Source organism: Kitasatospora acidiphila, from assembly GCF_006636205.1.
GTDB lineage: Bacteria > Actinomycetota > Actinomycetes > Streptomycetales > Streptomycetaceae > Kitasatospora > Kitasatospora acidiphila.
Genome location: NZ_VIGB01000003.1, coordinates 6,663,240 through 6,680,712, shown reverse-complemented (window position 1 = coordinate 6,680,712; position 17,473 = coordinate 6,663,240). Strand labels below are relative to the sequence as shown.

16 protein-coding genes and 1 pseudogene are annotated in these 17,473 nt (G+C 69.7%); 13 read left to right on the top strand and 4 right to left on the bottom strand.

The genetic code is table 11. From position 1 onward, the window contains the following. Positions 1-49: 49 nt before the first annotated feature. The 9 genes from cysC (at position 50) to E6W39_RS31575 (ending at position 8,700) form a co-directional block, all read left to right on the top strand. Positions 50-640, top strand: coding sequence for an adenylyl-sulfate kinase (cysC, locus tag E6W39_RS31615; RefSeq protein ID WP_407658513.1), 591 nt, complete (start codon positions 50-52; stop codon positions 638-640). Further along, on the top strand, positions 637-1,575 hold the full coding sequence (gene cysD, locus E6W39_RS31610) for a sulfate adenylyltransferase subunit CysD (protein ID WP_101379787.1): 939 nt from the start codon (positions 637-639) through the stop codon (positions 1,573-1,575). The genes cysC and cysD overlap by 4 nt, the downstream gene beginning before the upstream one ends. A 2-nt stretch (positions 1,576-1,577) precedes the next feature. Next, positions 1,578-2,900, top strand: coding sequence for a sulfate adenylyltransferase subunit 1 (locus E6W39_RS31605; protein WP_141636392.1), 1,323 nt, complete (start codon positions 1,578-1,580; stop codon positions 2,898-2,900). A 261-nt stretch (positions 2,901-3,161) separates the two neighbouring features. Then, positions 3,162-4,268: an ABC transporter substrate-binding protein gene (locus tag E6W39_RS31600; RefSeq protein WP_141638063.1), complete on the top strand. Its 1,107-nt coding sequence runs from the start codon at positions 3,162-3,164 to the stop codon at positions 4,266-4,268. 147 nt (positions 4,269-4,415) lie between these two features. Next, a complete protein-coding gene (locus tag E6W39_RS31595) occupies positions 4,416-5,195 on the top strand; it encodes an ABC transporter ATP-binding protein (protein WP_141636391.1) in 780 nt (259 codons plus the stop codon). Continuing rightward, the gene (locus tag E6W39_RS31590) at positions 5,182-6,066 is read left to right on the top strand and encodes an ABC transporter permease (RefSeq protein WP_141636390.1); all 885 of its coding nucleotides are present in this window, start codon (positions 5,182-5,184) and stop codon (positions 6,064-6,066) included. The genes E6W39_RS31595 and E6W39_RS31590 overlap by 14 nt, the downstream gene beginning before the upstream one ends. Then, the gene (locus E6W39_RS31585; protein WP_181799526.1) at positions 6,066-6,788 is read left to right on the top strand and encodes a sirohydrochlorin chelatase; all 723 of its coding nucleotides are present in this window, start codon (positions 6,066-6,068) and stop codon (positions 6,786-6,788) included. The genes E6W39_RS31590 and E6W39_RS31585 overlap by 1 nt, the downstream gene beginning before the upstream one ends. A gap of 172 nt (positions 6,789-6,960) precedes the next feature. Beyond that, positions 6,961-8,163: a DUF6004 family protein gene (locus tag E6W39_RS31580; protein ID WP_141636389.1), complete on the top strand. Its 1,203-nt coding sequence runs from the start codon at positions 6,961-6,963 to the stop codon at positions 8,161-8,163. 150 nt (positions 8,164-8,313) lie between these two features. Next, positions 8,314-8,700: a fucose-binding lectin II gene (locus E6W39_RS31575; protein WP_181799525.1), complete on the top strand. Its 387-nt coding sequence runs from the start codon at positions 8,314-8,316 to the stop codon at positions 8,698-8,700. Here E6W39_RS31575 and E6W39_RS44320 read toward each other — a convergent pair. From E6W39_RS44320 to E6W39_RS31560, 3 genes and pseudogenes are all read right to left on the bottom strand, one after another. Further along, positions 8,655-9,074: pseudogene (locus E6W39_RS44320) on the bottom strand (transposase); the annotation flags it as partial. The gene E6W39_RS31575 and the pseudogene E6W39_RS44320 sit on opposite strands and share 46 nt — an antisense overlap. Before the next feature lie 479 nt (positions 9,075-9,553). Further along, the gene (locus E6W39_RS31565) at positions 9,554-10,432 is read right to left on the bottom strand and encodes a GNAT family N-acetyltransferase (protein WP_141636387.1); all 879 of its coding nucleotides are present in this window, start codon (positions 10,430-10,432) and stop codon (positions 9,554-9,556) included. A gap of 187 nt (positions 10,433-10,619) precedes the next feature. Continuing rightward, positions 10,620-11,494 (bottom strand): IS5 family transposase gene (locus E6W39_RS31560; RefSeq protein WP_407658512.1). Its coding sequence is split into 2 segments (ribosomal slippage): positions 10,620-11,102 and positions 11,105-11,494, totalling 873 coding nucleotides; the frame shifts between segments, so codons are not numbered across the junction. A gap of 219 nt (positions 11,495-11,713) precedes the next feature. Between E6W39_RS31560 and E6W39_RS31555 the strand changes: the two genes are divergently transcribed. After that, positions 11,714-12,289 carry a hypothetical protein gene (locus tag E6W39_RS31555; RefSeq protein ID WP_141636386.1) on the top strand — a complete coding sequence of 192 codons (576 nt, stop codon included), beginning with the start codon at positions 11,714-11,716 and terminating at the stop codon, positions 12,287-12,289. A 679-nt stretch (positions 12,290-12,968) separates the two neighbouring features. Here E6W39_RS31555 and E6W39_RS31550 read toward each other — a convergent pair. Continuing rightward, complete coding sequence (locus E6W39_RS31550) at positions 12,969-13,148, bottom strand: hypothetical protein (RefSeq protein ID WP_141636385.1); 180 nt, start codon at positions 13,146-13,148, stop codon at positions 12,969-12,971. Positions 13,149-13,788: 640 nt separating this feature from the next. Between E6W39_RS31550 and E6W39_RS31545 the strand changes: the two genes are divergently transcribed. From E6W39_RS31545 to E6W39_RS39870, 3 genes are all read left to right on the top strand, one after another. After that, positions 13,789-14,517: a DUF397 domain-containing protein gene (locus tag E6W39_RS31545; protein WP_220140290.1), complete on the top strand. Its 729-nt coding sequence runs from the start codon at positions 13,789-13,791 to the stop codon at positions 14,515-14,517. Positions 14,518-14,536: 19 nt separating this feature from the next. Further along, entirely contained in the window at positions 14,537-14,740 is a 204-nt protein-coding gene (locus E6W39_RS31540) for a DUF397 domain-containing protein (RefSeq protein ID WP_141636383.1), read from the top strand. A gap of 279 nt (positions 14,741-15,019) precedes the next feature. Then, positions 15,020-17,434, top strand: coding sequence for a tetratricopeptide repeat protein (locus E6W39_RS39870; RefSeq protein WP_181799524.1), 2,415 nt, complete (start codon positions 15,020-15,022; stop codon positions 17,432-17,434). Positions 17,435-17,473 lie beyond the last annotated feature (39 nt).

Here is a 17,473-nt window from a genome sequence, read left to right as displayed (position 1 = left end):
TACTGATCTGCGCCTTTCTTTCTTTCCGTTACTTAATTTAGGAGTGAAAGTGACCACAGCCGACACCCTGGCCGCCGCGGAGGCGGCCCGTTCGGCCGCTCCGTGTGAGCGCGGCGCCACGGTGTGGCTGACCGGGCTGCCGAGCGCCGGCAAGACCACCCTGGCCTTCGCGCTGGCCGAGCGGCTGCGCGCCGAGGGCCACCGGGTGGAGGTGCTCGACGGGGACGAGATCCGCGAGTTCCTCTCCAAGGGCCTGGGCTTCTCCGAGGAGGACCGGCACACCAACGTGACCCGGATCGGGTTCGTGGCCGAGAAGTTGGCCCGCAACGGCGTCAAGGTGCTCGCCCCGGTGATCGCGCCCTACGCCCGCTCCCGGGCCGCGGTGCGGGCCCGGCACGCGGAGCAGGGCGCCGAGTTCCTGGAGATCCACGTCGCCACTCCCGTCGGGCTCTGCTCCGAGCGCGACGTCAAGGGCCTGTACGCCAAGCAGGCGGCAGGCGAGATCTCCGGCCTGACCGGAGTCGACGACCCTTACGAGGCGCCGGAGCAGCCGGAGTTGCGCCTGCGGACCCAGGGCCGCTCGGTGGCCGAGTCCGCCGCCGAGCTGCACGCCTTCCTGACCGAGAGGGGCCTCGCGTGACGACCGCGACCACACAGCCGATCGAGCACAGCGACAGTCCTTTCGCCCTCTCGCACCTGGACGCCCTGGAGGCGGAGGCGGTGCACATCTTCCGTGAGGTGGCGGGTGAGTTCGAGCGGCCGGTGATCCTGTTCTCCGGCGGCAAGGACTCGATCGTGATGCTGCACCTGGCGCTCAAGGCGTTCGCGCCGGCGGCCATCCCCTTCTCGCTGCTGCACGTGGACACCGGGCACAACTTCCCCGAGGTCATCGCCTACCGCGACCGCGTGGCGGCCGAGCACAACCTGCGTCTGCACGTCGCCTCCGTCCAGCAGTTCATCGACGAGGGCCGGCTGCGTGAGCGCCCGGACGGCACCCGCAACCCGCTGCAGACCGTGCCGCTGCTGGACGCGATCGACTCCAACAAGTTCGACGCCGTCTTCGGCGGCGGCCGCCGCGACGAGGAGAAGGCCCGCGCCAAGGAGCGCGTCTTCTCCCTGCGCGACGAGTTCGGGGCGTGGGACCCGCGCCGCCAACGCCCCGAACTGTGGGCGCTCTACAACGGCCGCCACGCCCCCGGCGAGCACGTGCGCGTCTTCCCGCTCTCCAACTGGACCGAGCTGGACGTCTGGCAGTACATCGAGCGCGAGAACATCGACCTGCCCGAGATCTACTACGCCCACCAGCGCGACGTCTTCAAGCGCGACGGCATGTGGCTGACCGCCGGTGACTGGGGCGGCCCGCGCGAGGGCGAGACCGTCGAGCGGCGCCTGATCCGCTACCGCACGGTCGGCGACATGTCCTGCACCGGCGCCGTCGACTCCGACGCCGCCACCATCGCCCAGGTGATCGCGGAGATCGCCGCCTCCCGCCTCACCGAACGCGGCGCCACCAGGGCCGACGACAAGCTCTCCGAGGCCGCCATGGAAGACCGCAAGCGCGAGGGGTACTTCTAACCATGACCACCACCACCCACGAGCTGACGGCCACTTCGCTGCTGCGCTTCGCCACCGCCGGCTCCGTCGACGACGGCAAGTCCACCCTGGTCGGCCGCCTGCTCCACGACTCCAAGTCGGTGCTGGCCGACCAGTTGGAGGCCGTCGAGCACGCCTCCCGCCGCCGTGGCCAGGACGCCCCCGACCTCGCCCTGCTCACCGACGGACTGCGGGCGGAGCGCGAGCAGGGCATCACCATCGACGTCGCCTACCGCTACTTCGCCACCACCCGGCGCCGGTTCATCCTCGCCGACACTCCCGGCCACGTGCAGTACACCCGCAACATGGTCACCGGCGCCTCCACCGCCGAGCTCGCCGTCGTCCTGGTCGACGCCCGCAACGGCGTCGTCGAGCAGACCCGCCGCCATGCCGCCGTCGCCGCCCTGCTGCGTGTCCCGCACGTCGTGCTCGCGGTCAACAAGATGGACCTGGTCGACTACGCCGAGGACGTCTTCGCGCGCATCGCCGACGAGTTCACCGGCTACGCGGCCTCCCTGGGCGTCACCGACATCATCGCGATCCCCATCTCGGCGCTGGCCGGGGACAACGTGGTCGAGCCGTCCGCGCACATGGACTGGTACCCGGGCCCGACCCTGCTGGAGCACCTGGAGACCGTTCCGGTCGGCAGCGACCCCAGCGACGAGCCCGCCCGCTTCCCCGTGCAGTACGTCATCCGCCCGCAGACCGCCGAGCACCCCGACTACCGCGGCTACGCAGGCCAGTTGGCGTCCGGCGTGCTGCGCACCGGCGACCCCGTGACGGTGCTCCCCTCCGGGCACACCACCACCGTGGCCGGCATCGACGTGCTGGGCGTGGAGACCGACATCGCCTGGGCCCCGCAGTCGATCACCGTGCGCCTCACCGACGACATCGACATCTCGCGCGGCGACCTGATCGCGGCGGGCCCGACTCCGGTGCCCACCAAGGACATCGAGGCCACCGTCTGCCACCTGAACGAGCGCGCGCTCAAGGCCGGCGACAAGGTGCTGCTGAAGCACACCACCCGCACGGTGCGCGCCCTGGTGAAGGACGTCGCCTACCAGCTGGACATCGACACACTCGAACAGCACACGGGCGCAACCGAGTTGAACGTCAACGAGATCGGCCGCATCACGCTTCGCACCGCCGAGCCGCTGGCCCTGGACGCGTACGCCGACAACCGCCGCACCGGCTCGTTCCTGCTGATCGATCCGGCCGACGGCAGCACCCTCACCGCGGGCATGGTGGGCGAAGCCTTCGACGGCGCCCTCACCGCCCCGGCAGCGCAAGAGGAGGACTGGGTCTGATGTCCGGCGAGGCGTTCTCGCGCATGGACAAGGAGGGCGGCCGCATCGGCAGCGGTGTCCGCGGCAGCGGGCAGGGCGGCATCGGCCGATGTGGGTCCGGACGGGGTCGCTGACACCCCGTCACCGGAGCACCTGACTGTTCCGTGAGCACCAGACGGACGACATCCGGCGTGCCTGGCACCACCGCCCTCATCCCTTTTCCAGCGAAGGACTCCTCCTGTGGCCTCCTCCCCGACGCATACGACGCATACCCGGCCCCGCCTGGGCGTCGGCCGCGCCAGACGCGCACTGCCCGCCGCCCTGGCCGGCCTGACCGCCGTCAGCCTGCTGACCGCGTGCAGCTACGGCTCCAAGGCGCCCAAGAACGACGCCGCCCCGGCCGCCGCGGCCTCGGGCGCCAAGCTGTCGGCCGACACGGTGAAGATCGGCTACTTCGCCAACCTGACCCATGGCACCGCGCTGGTCGGCCTGCAAGAGGGCCTGTTCCAGAAGGAGTTGGGCGGCACCGGGATCAAGACGCAGGTCTTCAACGCCGGCCCGTCCGAGATCGAGGCGCTCAACGCCGGTTCGATCGACATCGGTTGGATCGGCCCGTCTCCGGCGATCAACGGCTACACCCAGTCCGGTGGTGCCAACCTGCGGATCATCGGCGGCTCGGCCTCCGGCGGCGTCGAACTGGTCGTCAACCCCGCCAAGGTGAAGTCGCTGGACGACCTCAAGGGCAAGAAGATCGCCACCCCGCAGCTGGGCAACACCCAGGACGTGGCGCTGCTCGACTACCTGGCCACCAAGGGCTTCAAGGAGGACGCCCAGTCCGGCGCCGGTGACGTCTCGGTGGTCCGCACCGACAACAAGGTCACCCCCGACGCCTACAGCTCGGGCTCCATCGACGGCGCCTGGGTGCCCGAGCCGACCGCCTCCACCCTGGTCGCCAAGGGAGCGAAGGTCCTGCTCGACGAGAAGGACCTGTGGCCTGACCGGCAGTTCGTGATCACCAACATCATCGTGTCGCAGAAGTTCCTCAAGGCGCACCCCGACGTGGTCGAGGCGGTGCTGCGCGGCTCGGTGAAGGCCAACGCCTTCATCAAGCAGAACCCGGCCAAGGCCGAGCAGGACGCCAATGACGCGATCAAGACGGCCGGCGGCAACGCCCTGCCGGCCGCGATCCTGGCCCCGGCTTTCCAGAGCATCGACTTCACCGACGACCCGCTGGCCTCGACCCTGCAGGCCGAAGCCGACCACGCCGTCACCGCAGGCCTGTTGAAGAAGCCGAACATCGCCGGGATCTACGACTTGACGCTGCTCGACAAGGTGCTCAAGGAAGCGGGCAGGCCCGCCGTCGCCGACGCCGGCCTCGGCACCAACTAGCCGACCGCACCGCACCGGTAGCTCCGGCGTCCGTCCCCCGCCCCGCCCCGCGTCGATGCCCCCACTGCTGACAGGGGCCGGGCGGGGGCCGGACTCCGGCCCCGCACAGCTTCCCGCTCGCCATCCACACGCCAGGAGGTGCCCGCGATGAGCACGGCACTGACCACTCCCGACGCCACCGTCACCACTGCCGACACCGCCGTGCGCCTGGCCGGCGTGCACAAGACCTACGGCACCACGCCCGTCCTGGACGACATCAACCTCACCGCCGCGCCGGGCGAGTTCCTCTGCCTGCTCGGCGCCTCCGGCTGCGGCAAGTCCACACTGCTCAACCTGGTCGCCGGACTCGACCGGCCCAGCAGCGGCAGCATCGAGGTCCCGGCCGGCCGGCCCGCCCTGATGTTCCAGGACCACGCGCTGTTCCCCTGGTTGACCGCCGGCCGCAACATCGAGCTCGCGCTGCGCCTCAACGGCACCCCGCGCGACCAGCGCAAGGCCGAGGCCGAACGCCTGCTCGAGCTGGTCCGCCTGGGCGGCGCGCACCGCAAGCGGGTCCACGAGCTCTCCGGCGGCATGCGCCAACGGGTCGCGCTGGCCCGGGCGTTGGCGCAGGGCAGCCAAGTGCTGCTGATGGACGAGCCGTTCGCCGCGCTGGACGCCATCACCCGCGACCTGCTGCACGAGGAGCTCGTCCGGATCTGGCAGGAACGGCAGTTGACCGTCCTGTTCGTCACCCACAACGTCCGCGAGGCCGTCCGGCTCGCCCAGCGCGTCGTACTGCTCTCCTCCCGCCCCGGCCGGATCGCCCGCGAGTGGCGGATCGACCTGCCGCAGCCGCGCCGGATCGAGAGCGCCGCCGTCGCGGACCTGTCCGTCGAGATCACCGAGCACCTGCGTGGGGAGATCCGCCGCCATGTCCAGCACTGACACCACCCCCACCACCCGCGTGGACGACGAACTGCAGGGCCTGGACGCCCTGGAGACCGTCACCACCCAGCGCGTGCCGCTCACCCAGGCGCTGCGCGAGAAGGTGCTGCCGCCGCTGCTGGGCGTGCTGCTGGTACTGGCGGTGTGGCAGCTCGTCTACAGCCTGCACGTCACCCCGGCCTACAAGCTGCCCAGCCCGCTGGACGTCTGGCACTCCCTGACCGACCTCTGGTACCAGGGAACACTCTTCTCGATCATCTGGACCAGCCTGTGGCGGGGCATCTCCGGGTTCCTGGCAGCCGTCGTCATCGGCACTCCGATCGGCCTGATCGTCGCCCGGGTGAAGTTCGTGCGCGCCGCCGTCGGCCCGGTGCTCTCCGGCTTGCAGTCGCTGCCGTCGGTCGCCTGGGTGCCGGCCGCCGTCATCTGGCTCGGCATCAACGACCAGGCCATGTACGCCGTCATCCTGCTCGGCGCCGTCCCGTCCATCGCCAACGGCCTGATCTCCGGCATCGACCAGGTGCCGCCGCTCTTCCTGCGCGCCGGCCGCACCCTGGGCGCCCGCGGCCTCACCAGCGCCCGCCACGTGCTGCTGCCGGCCGCCCTGCCCGGCTACCTGGCCGGCCTCAAGCAGGGCTGGGCCTTCTCCTGGCGCTCCCTGATGGCCGCCGAGCTGATCGCCTCCTCCCCCGACCTCGGCATCGGCCTGGGCCGCTACCTGGAGAACCAGCGCGACGCCTCCGACATGTCCGGTGTGCTGCTCGGCATCATCCTCATCCTGGTCGTCGGCGTGGCGATCGATCTGCTGGTCTTCACACCGATCGAGAACCGCGTGCTGCGCAGCCGCGGCCTGCTGCAGAGCGGGCGCTGATGTCCGCCTCGCTCCTCCTGATCGCCCACGGCAGCCGCGACCCCCGGCATGCGGCGACGGTCGACGCCCTGGTCAGCGAGGTGCGGGCGCAGCGGCCCGGCCTGGAGGTGGCCACCGCCTACCTGGACCACTGCGCGCCGCGCCTGTCGCAGGTGGTGGCGCGGCTCGGCTCGGCCGTTGCAGTCCCCCTGCTCCTCAACCGCGCCTACCACGCCAAGCACGACATCCCCGCCGCGCTGCGCTCCGCGGGCGCGGCGGGGATGCCGGTGGCCGATGTCCTCGGGCCCTCTCCGCTGCTACTGGCCGCGCTGGAGCGACGGTTGGCGCAGGCCGGACTGGACCTCGCCCGACGGGCCGCCACCGGCGTGGTGTTGGCCGCCGCCGGCTCCTCCGACCCGGCCGCCGACGCCGCCACCCGCGCGCTGGCCGCCGACTGGCAGCGCCGCCACGGCTGGGGTGCGGTGGCGGTGGCGTACGCGTCGGCGAACGGCCCCCGGGTGCCCGACGCCCTCGCCGAACTCCGCGCCCGGGGCGGCGTGGAGCGCACCGCCGTCGCGCCGTACCTGCTCGCCCCGGGTGTGCTCCCGGACCGCATAGCCGCAGCCGCCGCCGAGGCCGGGGCCGACGTGCTCGCGCCCGTCCTGGGCGCCGCCCCCGAGGTCGCCCGACTGCTGCTGACCCGCTACGACCAAGCGAGAATCCCGGCGGCAGCAGCTGCCTGACGGATCGTCAGACCAGAACCTCCAGCTCTCCAAGATCACCCGATCGAGTGGTTTCGCCTGGCGTGTCCATGCGCCGTGCGGCTGCAACACATGATCCTTGCTGGGACCCAAAGGCGCGCCAGTGACCCCGCTTCGTTCGCGGCTGGCCCGTACAGATGGTGGAGGTTCCGCAATGAGCGGTGGCAACGAAACGTACGAGTCGCTGGATGTCCGGCCGAAGCCCGACCGCCCGCATGTCCTCGCCGCCGCGACGGTCGTCTTCGGCGAGGACCTCAGCTCAGGGCGCCGGGAGACGATCCCGCTCTCCGGATTCACTCAGTTGAACCACTGGCCCATGCCCGGCTTCGAGCACCGCGTCGACGACAAGGGGCACGCCGAGTTCGACCTCGAGCTGATCAGCGCGCCCGAGGTCGGCATCAAGGGCTACAGCTACGAGCTGAACGACCGCATCCAGGTCCTGACCAACCCGTTCCTGACCAACACGGGCCGCATCAGGCAGGCCTCCCCCGGGAAGAACTTCCCCGCGGAGCTCTCCCTCCGCCGGTTCGGGATCCTGGAGACCAGCACGCTGCGGCTGGCCCATCGCAACGCCATCGACATGTCCGGCACCTTCTCCGGCCTGCCGCCGTTCCTGCAGCCGTCGTCCGTCCCCTACCTCGGCAGCCCGGCCGGTGACGGACCACTCGACGTCCAGGCGGCGCCGGGCGTGCTCCGCGCCACCACCCTGCCCGAAGCCTGGTACCCGGCCGACGACGAGAACCAACCCACAGGTGACACACCGAAGTTGTTCTTCGCCGCGAGCGCGAGTCCCTTCATGGCCATCATGGTCGACCCCTCCTTGATCATGCAGACCACGCTGGAGGGCACGCTGGAGCTGGAGGTGGGTGGCAAGACCGTGCGGGTCGACCTGGCGGGCGACCACAACCTGGCTGCCGGAGCGGAGATCCTGCTGTTCGGCCCTGACAAGCACGACGAAGGCGCCGGTGTGAAGGCCCAGTTGGCACGTCTGGCGGTCACGGGCCAGTGCGCGGAGCTGGGCGGCCGGGTCATGCTGCGGGTCAGCTGGTCGCGACCGTCCGGCGGCACGCTGGGCTCGGGCAGCGAGGACAGCCTGACCCGCGTCGCGTTCCCCTCGGAGCTGCACCTCGACACCAACTTCGAGCTGTGCACGCCGAGCGGGACGCTCTACGCGGACACATCCATGCGCCTCGCGGGCAAGCTGTCGGGCCTGGAGCCCACCGGCACCGAGCTGCGCACCGAGGGCGCCGCCACTCCGCTGAAGACCCCGAGCGGTGAGGTCAAGGCGCGGCTCACCGAGGTGCGGCTGACCATGCGCGACGCCTACGTCGGTGAGTACGCGCCGGTCAGCATGTGATGCCTCCGGGCACAGCCGGCTGAAGCAGTCGGGGCCGACCTTCTTCGGGCCTCCCGTGGCCCGGCCGATACCGTGCCCGCGCTGGTGCGAGGGCATCCCCAGGACGCCTCACCCAAGAGGCTTCCATCGATATACATCCAAGGAGTCCCAGTGTCCGACGCCTACGTCTACGTCAACGGCAACAAGGCCGAGATCAGCCTCCCCGCCGGCGCACGGATCACCGTCAAGGCGAAGACCAACTCGAGTCTCGTCCAGAAGGTGTCGGTCACCAGCAAGGACCGTGCGGTTGACTACCAGTTCACCGGCACCGGGGAACGCAACACCGTCAGTGGGCAGGAGACCTTCACCGGGCCGAGCCAGCTCAGTGCCACCTTCGAGTACAGCGACAGCGCAGGTGTCTTCAAGCCGAGCAAGCTCAACAGCGGTGGCCCCTACGACATCGGCAGCTACCACCTGATGGTGATCGTCGCCGAGAACGGCGACGACAGCGACTACAACGACGCCATCCTCGAGTTCTCCTGGCACACACCGAGGTAATAGGCACACACCCGACGCCTTGGGCCCTGTCCCGACCCGGCAGGTCGGGACAGGGCAGCGGACCTAGTGGCCACCCCTCTGGCGTTCTTGGGCTTGTTGATGGCCCGTTCGACGGTGTTGCGACTCTTGTACCGCTCTTCGTCGAAGCCCGGTGGCCGGCCGCCGCGTGAGCCCTTGCGACGGCGGGCGCCCTGGCTGTCGGTCTTCTCCGGGATCGCATGCCGGATGCCCCGCTCGCGCAGGCAAGCGCGGCACGGCCCGTTGCTGTAGGCCTTATCGGCGGCCAGGCTGTCGGGCTTCTTGCGGGGCCTTCCCGGTCCGGTCCGCGGGACCCGGATCTTCTCCAGCGCGGGCTCGAACTGCGTGCAGTCGGCCTTGCTGCCCTGGCGTGACGACCAGGGACAGCGGGCGGCAGCGGCCGTCTGCGCTCAGCTGCGGCTTCGTGGTGAACCCACCCCGCGAGCCGCCCAGGCCCTCGCCTCCAGCACCACCTCCACCAGGCGGGCGACGAGGCTCTGCCATGGCGTCTCGTTCTGGCGTTCTCTCTGCCCAGCCCCCTTTGAGGCCAGGGCCGGCGGCGGATCGGTGCGGGCGCCGACCGCGTGCTGGTAGGCCCGCACGATCATGGAGTCGACGGAACGTCCCGGTCGATGTCGCCTGCCGTGTCCGCTTCGGCCTGCACCTGCTGGAGCAACCGTTCCCAGGTCCCGTCGGCCGACCACAACCGGTGGCGCTCGTAGACGGCCCGGGCGCTTGATAGTCACACGATCGGGCGGACAGGTCCTAGGGCGTGTATCGAAAGCACGGACAGGCCGGGCGGGGTGATGCCCCGGTCCGGCCCGTCCGTTCTCTGCTAAAGGTCGAGCTGATGCTGGTGTGTCGTGTGCGTGGGTGTGTAGCCGAGATCGTCGTTGATCCGTCGCATGTGCGCGTTGCTGTCGGCGGTGTCGGTCAGGAGGCCATCGAGGTCCGGATAGTCCCTATGGGCTTGTCGGATCGACTCGGCCTTCATCCATCGGCCGAGGCCGTGACCACGGTGCTCGGGCAGCACGCCCGTGCCGTAGTGCTGGCCGTCACCGGCGCCGTTGCCGGGGATGACGAGTTCGGTGAACCCGGCGATCGAGCCGTTGGAGGCGTCGATGGCGACGACGGTGTGCAGGTGGTCGCCGCGCTGTTCGACGGCCTTCGCCGCGGCCCGCACGCGGTCCACGTCCCAGGCCACGGTGCCGTACTCGGCGTCGTCCATGGGCATGTCGTCCATGGCGCGGCGTGAGGCGGCGAACGTCCGGGCGAGGTCGTCGGGGACGGTTCCCTGCCATGACGTCAGCCGGTAGCCGGGGTGCGGACGCTCGACGATTCCGGCGAGGACGGTGGTGTCCACGTCGGCCATCGCCAGGCGGGTGTACCTGAAGGTGAGGACCTTCCGGAAGCCGCGTGCCGCCAGGAAGTGGTCGCCGGGCGACCCGGCTTCGGCCTGCGCGACGACGCGGCGTCGGGCGTTGTCCCGGGCGGTGGCCACGGCGGTGTTGAGGAGCCGGGAGCCGACGCCCTTGCGGCGCTCCGCGGGATGAACGCGGAGGTCGAGCTCGGCGAGGTGCTCTTGTCCGCCGTCGAGCAGGCGCAAGAAGGCGGTCCCGGCAGGGATGGAGTCCGCGTCCGAGGCCAGCCAGGCGAGACGCCGGCCGTGCGGCCCGTGAGCGGGGTCGGTCAGTGGGGTGATGCGAAGGGACAAGGTGTCTCCGTCGAGAGGAGGTGGCAAGGATCAGTACGCGAGCTCAACTCCTGGGCACTCGTGCGCATGTGCTCCACACCTCCTGGTCGACAGCGCCGGCCTGCACCGATGCGGGCGGCTGGGCGAACCTAGCTGGCCGCCGGACCCCTGGGCAACGGATTAACGAAAAGGCGGTGCGGGTTTGTGGTCACAGCCACTCGTCGATGGCCGCGACGAGGACGGTCGCCTCAGAGCGGACCGCGAGCTCGTCGTATCTCGTGGCCACGGCGCGATGCCTTCTGAGACGATTGATGCCACATTCGACCGCATGCCGAGCCTTGTAGTCCTCGGCGTCGAACTTGGGTGGCCGGCCGCTGCGAGCGCCGAGTCTCTTGCGGTTGCGAGCCTGGTCGGCCTTGTCCGGGATGGTGCAGCGAATGCCACGTCGGCGCAGGTAGGCGCGGTTTCTGCGGGAGGCGTACGCATTGTCGGCCCGCACGCGATCGGGGCAGACGCGTGGCCGGCCCGGTCCGATGCGGGGCACGCGAACCTTCTCCGGCGCCGGTTCGAACTGCGGCGAGTCTCCACGCTGCCCGGCCGTCACCACGATCGACATGGGCTTCTGCCCCTGCTCAACGGCCAGGTGCAGCTTGGTGGTGAACCCACCGCGCGAACGCCCCAGCCCGTGATCACCGGGCTCGGCAAGACACCACCCGGTGACTCCTTCTGCAGGTCACCCCGCTTCCGGGCCCCGGCCGCATGCTGATGGGCACGGCACACCGTGGAGTCGACGCTCAGGCCCCACGTGATCGCACCCTTCGCGTCAGCCAGGGACTGAAGCTGGATGAGGACCCGGTGCCAGGTACCATCCCGTTGCCACCGGCGGAACAGGTCGTAGATCCGGCCCCACGGCCCGTACTCGACGGGTACGTCCCGCCACGGAACACCGGTCCGGGCCCGGAACCGTATGCCGTCGATCAACTGCCGCCGAGACCAGACAGGCGGCCGACCTGCCTTCACGCCCTTCGGCAGCAACGGCTCCAGCGCCGCCCACTGCTTGTCCGTGAGATCTCCCCGCCCCATGAACGGTGATCATGCACCGCCTCAAGATCCACTTTCGACACACGGCCTAGTAGTGCTTGTTACTCAGCTTGAACTCGCCATGTCCTGTTACTCAGAGTCCGTCGGTCCCGAGTAATGCAGTTGGCCCAACAACACCCAGCCGAAATCTCGTTCGTATGCACATTATGAGTCTCGGTCGGCTGTACGACTGACCTCCCTCCATTCCGGAAAGGAACACCCATGCTGCGCACTCCCCGCTCCCGTACGCGCCTTGTCGCCCTCGCCGCTGCCTGCGCCACGCTGTCCATCGGCGCAGCCCTTGCCGCGCCCGCTACGGCCAGCGCCGCACCGCCGAACGTGAAAGTCTCTTGCGAAGCCTCCGGCCAGATCCACTTCAACCCCGGCGTGAAGCTCTTCACCAGTGACCAGGACGTCAGCTACCAGGGCCAAGAAGGCCAGTGCAACGACTTCAGCAAATTCGACATCCGCAGCGCGAAGCTCACCGCCAGCTTCATCGGCGTCCCCCTCGGGTGCGTGACGAGCCCTGGCTCGGGCGCAGGCAAGGGCAGCGGCGCGATCGAATGGACGGACAAGTCCGGCGAGACGGACCGCAGCATCCTCAACCTGCAGATCGACGGCTCCAGCCTCAACACCGGGCATCTGTCAGGCGTTGTGAGCAAGGGCCGGTTCAAGGGCCACAGCTTCACCGCCACGCTCAAGACCAGCCTGCTCGGCGGCGCCGCCGCCTGCACCGTCGGCCTCCCGGCTGGCGGTCTGAAGGACGCCGACTTCAAGGGCGACTTCAGCATCGAGTGACCCAACGCCAGGCCCCGGCTCACTGAAGAACCGGGGCAGGCGCGAGGCAAGCGAATCCCCGGTCGATCGTGTCCTGCTCGCGTCTAGAGTCCCCGGGCTGCCGAAGCCAGCTGTGATGGCTTCGGCAGCCCCCGCGCCGTGGGTACTGCCTATTCCGGCCGCGTGCTCACTCTGAGCAACGGCTCTCGGCATCTACGACACGGCGAGTTCAATCTGAGTAGGTGGTCACCGCTCCTCGGCCATCGTTGGAGGGCCTGCACCCCGTGCCGGGTGGACCGGACAACCAGTAAGCCCCAAAGGAGTAGAGATGGCTACGGGCCTTTACGTGACAAAGATCGAATTCGATTGGGAACTCGAGAAGCAGGCCAGGACCCGGGCGGAAGCCGATGCGCTCGTCATCGAACGATAACCAACCTATCTCAGCAGGTCACTGAGCTCAGCGCGCAAGTTGAGGCGTTGAAGGAGGAGTTGGCCAAGACATCACAGTCTACGAGCTGACGCGACCTGGGTGTGTTGAAGGCGTACGCGCCGACCAGTGATCGGCAGGACAGAACCTGGCCGTCGATCGATGTCCGGGCCGACCGGCACCAGCCACTGGCTCATGCCGGTCGACCCAACCATTTTGGCCGGGCGGCTACTTCTGTCAGCTCCACACCCCTCGATTCAGCACAGCTCCGAGTCAGCACAGCCCCGCGCGGCGCAGCCGGGAGCGCAGCATCGGCAGGCAGCGGGGGCAGCGGCACGGCGGCCACTCGCCGCCGATCGGGCTCTTCCAGTAGGACTCGCCGCGCCAGACCTTCTTGCGGATGACCTCGACCAGGGCGCCCGAACTGGTCACCCGGAACACCTGCAGCGTCATCCGGCTGGCCTCGGGTTCGGGGTGGGGCTGGGGTCGGGGCTGGCCCCGGGCTGCGGCACGGCGGCCACTCGCCGCCGATCGGGCTCTTCCAGTAGGACTCGCCGCGCCAGACCTTCTTGCGGATGACCTCGACCAGGGCGCCCGAACTGGTCACCCGGAACACCTGCAGCGTCATCCGGCTGGCCTCGGGTTCGGGGTGGGGCTGGGGTCGGGGCTGGCCCCGGGCTGCGGCTCGGGCTCGGGGTCGCGCGCAGGGGCGCACTTGGGGTCGCTCATGGGTTGCTCACTTCCTCGCGCACACCGGACAGTTCGGCCAGCCGAGCGGGCAGGCCTCCGCCGCAGACGCGCGCATGATCAGGGTTGTACCGGGTGAGTGCTTCGGACACCCGAACGCCGCACCCGCCGTTCTCGCCGTGCCGGTCGACCAGGCCAGACCACGCAAGCCGTCCAGCCACCGCACCGGCGTCTGCCTGGCCACCGGCTGCGCGCCCGGCGGCCGGGCGCACTGCTCAGCCCTCGCGGCCCTCGGCAGGCTCAACTCGGCTGCTGGGCGCGAGCAGCAAGCCCATCACGCAGCAACTCCGCGATCCGGCGCACCACATCCGGCCGGGCCCGGCCGAGCTCGACCAGCACCACGCCAGTGTTCCCTGGCCTGCTGCAGGCTCCGGAATACGCCCGAGCGCTTCTTGCGAGAGGACCGTCCCGCAAGGATGGACCAACCCTGGACCAGCGTGTAGCAGCTCGAATGAGTCGCCAGGCACGCTTCTTCCTGGAGGACGGCCCGCTGGCCATCTTCATCATCGACGAAGTCGTCCTGCGTCGGATGGTGGGTGGCCGCCTGGTGATGATCCGTCAGTTGAAGCACACCCTCGACGTGATCCGGCGCTTCCCCAACATCGTGGTGCAGATCGCTCCGGACGAGCTCGGTGAACGCGTGGCCGCCACCATGGGCTTCACGCTTCTGGAGCTGCCCAACGGTACCGAGGTGATCTACTCGGAGAGCGTTGACCGCGGCCACTTTTCGCGTCGTCCAGACGCGATCGAGCGGCTCTCGCGGGCCTATGATCGACTGCGAGCGGATGCCCTCTCGGCGTCCGAGTCAGTCGACTTGATCCGCCGCACCATGGAAGCACTGCTGAACGTGTCCCCCGAACTCCAGCCACTGCCGACCGCCATGTCCTGGTTCAAGTCCAGCTACACAGGCGAGAACGGCGGCCAGTGCGTCCAGACCTCGCACGACTTGCGCCCCCTCGGCCTGATGCCGATCCGGGACTCCAAGAACCCCGACGGCCCGGCCCTCACCTTCCCCACCACCTCCTTCACTGCCTTCGTCAACGGCGTCAAGTTGACCGGTTTCGACGGCATCTGACGCTGGAACGACTCCGGGCATGAAGCAGCTCACCTGGTTCAAGTCCACCCACAGCGGCGAGAACGGCGGCGACTGCGTCGAGGCCTCCCGGGACCTCCTCCCCGCCGGCCTCGTCCCCCTCCGCGACTCCAAGAACCCCGACGGCCCCGCCCTCACCTTCCCCACCCGCGCGTTCAGCGGCTTCGTTGGCGCCCTCAAGTCGGGTTCTGTGACAGCCATCTGACTCACCATCGCGTAAGGAGCGGCCCGTAGCGCCGCTCCCGCCGTAATGTGTTCCCGTGCCGGAGTCGATATCGAACAGCATCACCGGTGGCGTCTTCTTCCACGCGGTGATCCAGGGCCAGAATGTCAGCGTGACCCTGCCACCCAAGGTCACCCCGGCCCTCTCCGGGCTGCCGCCCGCCTCCCCCACCTTCACCGGTCGCGACCAGCACCTAGCCGACCTGCTAGCCGCCCTGACGCCCCATCAGTCGGACGATCAGCGCCCATCCTCATCACCGCCGTGGCAGGCCTGGCCGGGGTCGGCAAGACCGAACTCGTCGTCCAGACCGCCACCCGCGCACTCCGCGAGCCCGACTGGTTCCCCGGCGGGGTCCTCTTCGTCGACCTGCTCGGTTACGACCCGGAGCGCTCCCTCGCCCCCGAGCGCGCCCTCGACGGCCTGCTACGCGCCCTCGCCATGCCGCCAGAGCACATCCCCACCCAACTCCAGGACCTCTCCCGCCTCTACCGCAGTGTGCTCAGCGCCTTCGCCGACCAAGGCCGCCGCATCCTCGTCATCATCGACAACGCCTCCAGCGAGGACCAGGCCCGCCCGCTCCTCCCCACCGACGGCACCACCTGCGCCCTGGTCACCTCCCGCGACACCCTCGACCTCGACGCCCGCCTCCACGACCTCGACGTCCTCACCGGGACTGCCTCCGTCGCCCTCCTCGCCCAGGCCCTCCAGCACGCCCACGGCCCCACCGACACCCGCGTCCACGACGCCCCCGAGCACGCCGCCACCATCGCCACGCTCTGCGCCGGCCTCCCCCTCGCCCTGCGCATCGTCGCCGCCCTGCTCGCCGACTCCCCTACCCGCCCCCTCTCCTCCATCGCCCAGGCCCTCAGCGACGAACACACCCGCCTCAAGCGCCTGCGCCGCAAGGACCGCGCCGTCCGCGCCGCCTTCGACCTCTCCTACCGCCGCCTCACCGATCAGCAGGCCCGCCTCTTCCGCCTCCTCCCCCTCAATCCGGGCCCCGACATCTCCACCGAGGCCGCCACCCACCTCGCCGCCGCAGACCCCTACGAGACCGAAGAACTCCTCCAAGACCTCGCCCTCACCCACCTCATCCACGCCGCCCCCACCTGGGGCCGCTGGCGCTTCCACGACCTCGTCCGCCTCTACGCCAACGACCTGGGCCACGCCCACGCCACCACCGACCACCGCGCCGACGCCCTCACCGCCCTCCTCAGCCACTACCTCACCACCACCGAGGCCGCCACCACCCACCTGAAGTCCCTGCCCAGCCCCACCTCGCCCCGCTTCACCAACCGCACCGACGCTTTGACCTGGCTCGGCGAGGAGCGCCTCAACCTGATCGCCACCGTCACCACAGCCGACGCGCTCGGGCGGCCGCGGACCGCTGTCTCTCTCGCTTTTCTCCTCGGCCGTTTCCTGCACTTCCGCCGCTACTTCAAGGACTTGGTCACTGTCGCCGCCACCGCTGTGACCGTCTCACGCGATCTGGGCGACCAGCCCGTTCTGGCGTTGGCGTTGAACGACCTCGGAGACGCCCTGTCGGAAGTGCGTCAGTTCGACGAAGCCATCGAAGCCCACACCGAAGCCGTCGCCATCTTCCGCGAGTTCGGCGACCGGGAGGGCCAAGGCAGGGCACTGCTCTACCTCGGAGCCGCCCTGCGGGAAGCACGTCGGTTCGACGAAGCCATCGAAGCCCACACAAGAGACCTGGCCGTCTGCGGCGAACTCGGCGACCGCCAAGGCGAGGGCATCGCTTGGGGTGCTCTTGGCCTGACGTTCACAGCAGCGCGCCGGTTCGACGAGGCCATCGACGCCCACACCAGGGCCGCCGCCATCCACCGTGAACTCGGCGACCGGAACAGCGAAGCCGCAGCGCTGAACAACCTGGGCAGCGCCAGGCAGGAGGTGCGTCGGTTCGACGAAGCCATCGACGCCCACACCAGAGCCGCCGCCCTCTTCCACGAGCTCGGCGACCAGGACGGCGAGGGCGCGGCGCTGAACAACCTCGGCGTTGCGCTGCGGAAGGCACACAGGTTCGACGAGGCCATCGAAGTCCACGCCCGGGACCTGGCCATCTCCCGCGAACTCGAGGACTTCCACCGCTTGGCCATCACACTGGACAACCTCGGCATTGTCCTGCAATCGGTGGATCGGTTCGACGAGGCCGTCAAGGCCCACATCGAAGCCGCCACCATCCACCAAGCATTCGACAACTGGCAAGGTGAAGGTACCGCACTGAACAACCTCGGACCCGCCCTGAGAGCGGTGGGTCGGTTCGACGAGGCCGTCTACGCCCTCACCCGAGCCGTCGCCATCCACCAAGCACTCAACGACCACCACCGCGAAGCCATGGCACTGAACAACCTCGGCGGCGCCTTGCAGTCGCTTCGCCGCTTCGCCGGAGCCATCGACGCCCATGGCAGGGCCGCCATCACTCACCGCAGACTCGGCGACCACCACCGCGAAGCCATGGCGCTGAACAACCTAGGCGTGGCGCTCCGAGCCGTGGGTCGGTTCGACGAGGCCATCGAGGCCCTCACCCAAGCCGCCGCCATCCACCGCGAACTCGGCGACCCCTACGGCGAGGGTCAGGCCGTTTGGAACATCGCGGCCGTCCACAACACCCGGTGGTTGCGGCAGCAGTTCCGCACGCGACCCCACTCCGCCCCCTGAATTCGTCAGTGCCACCGGCGAGTTCGCCTGCTAGGCGCT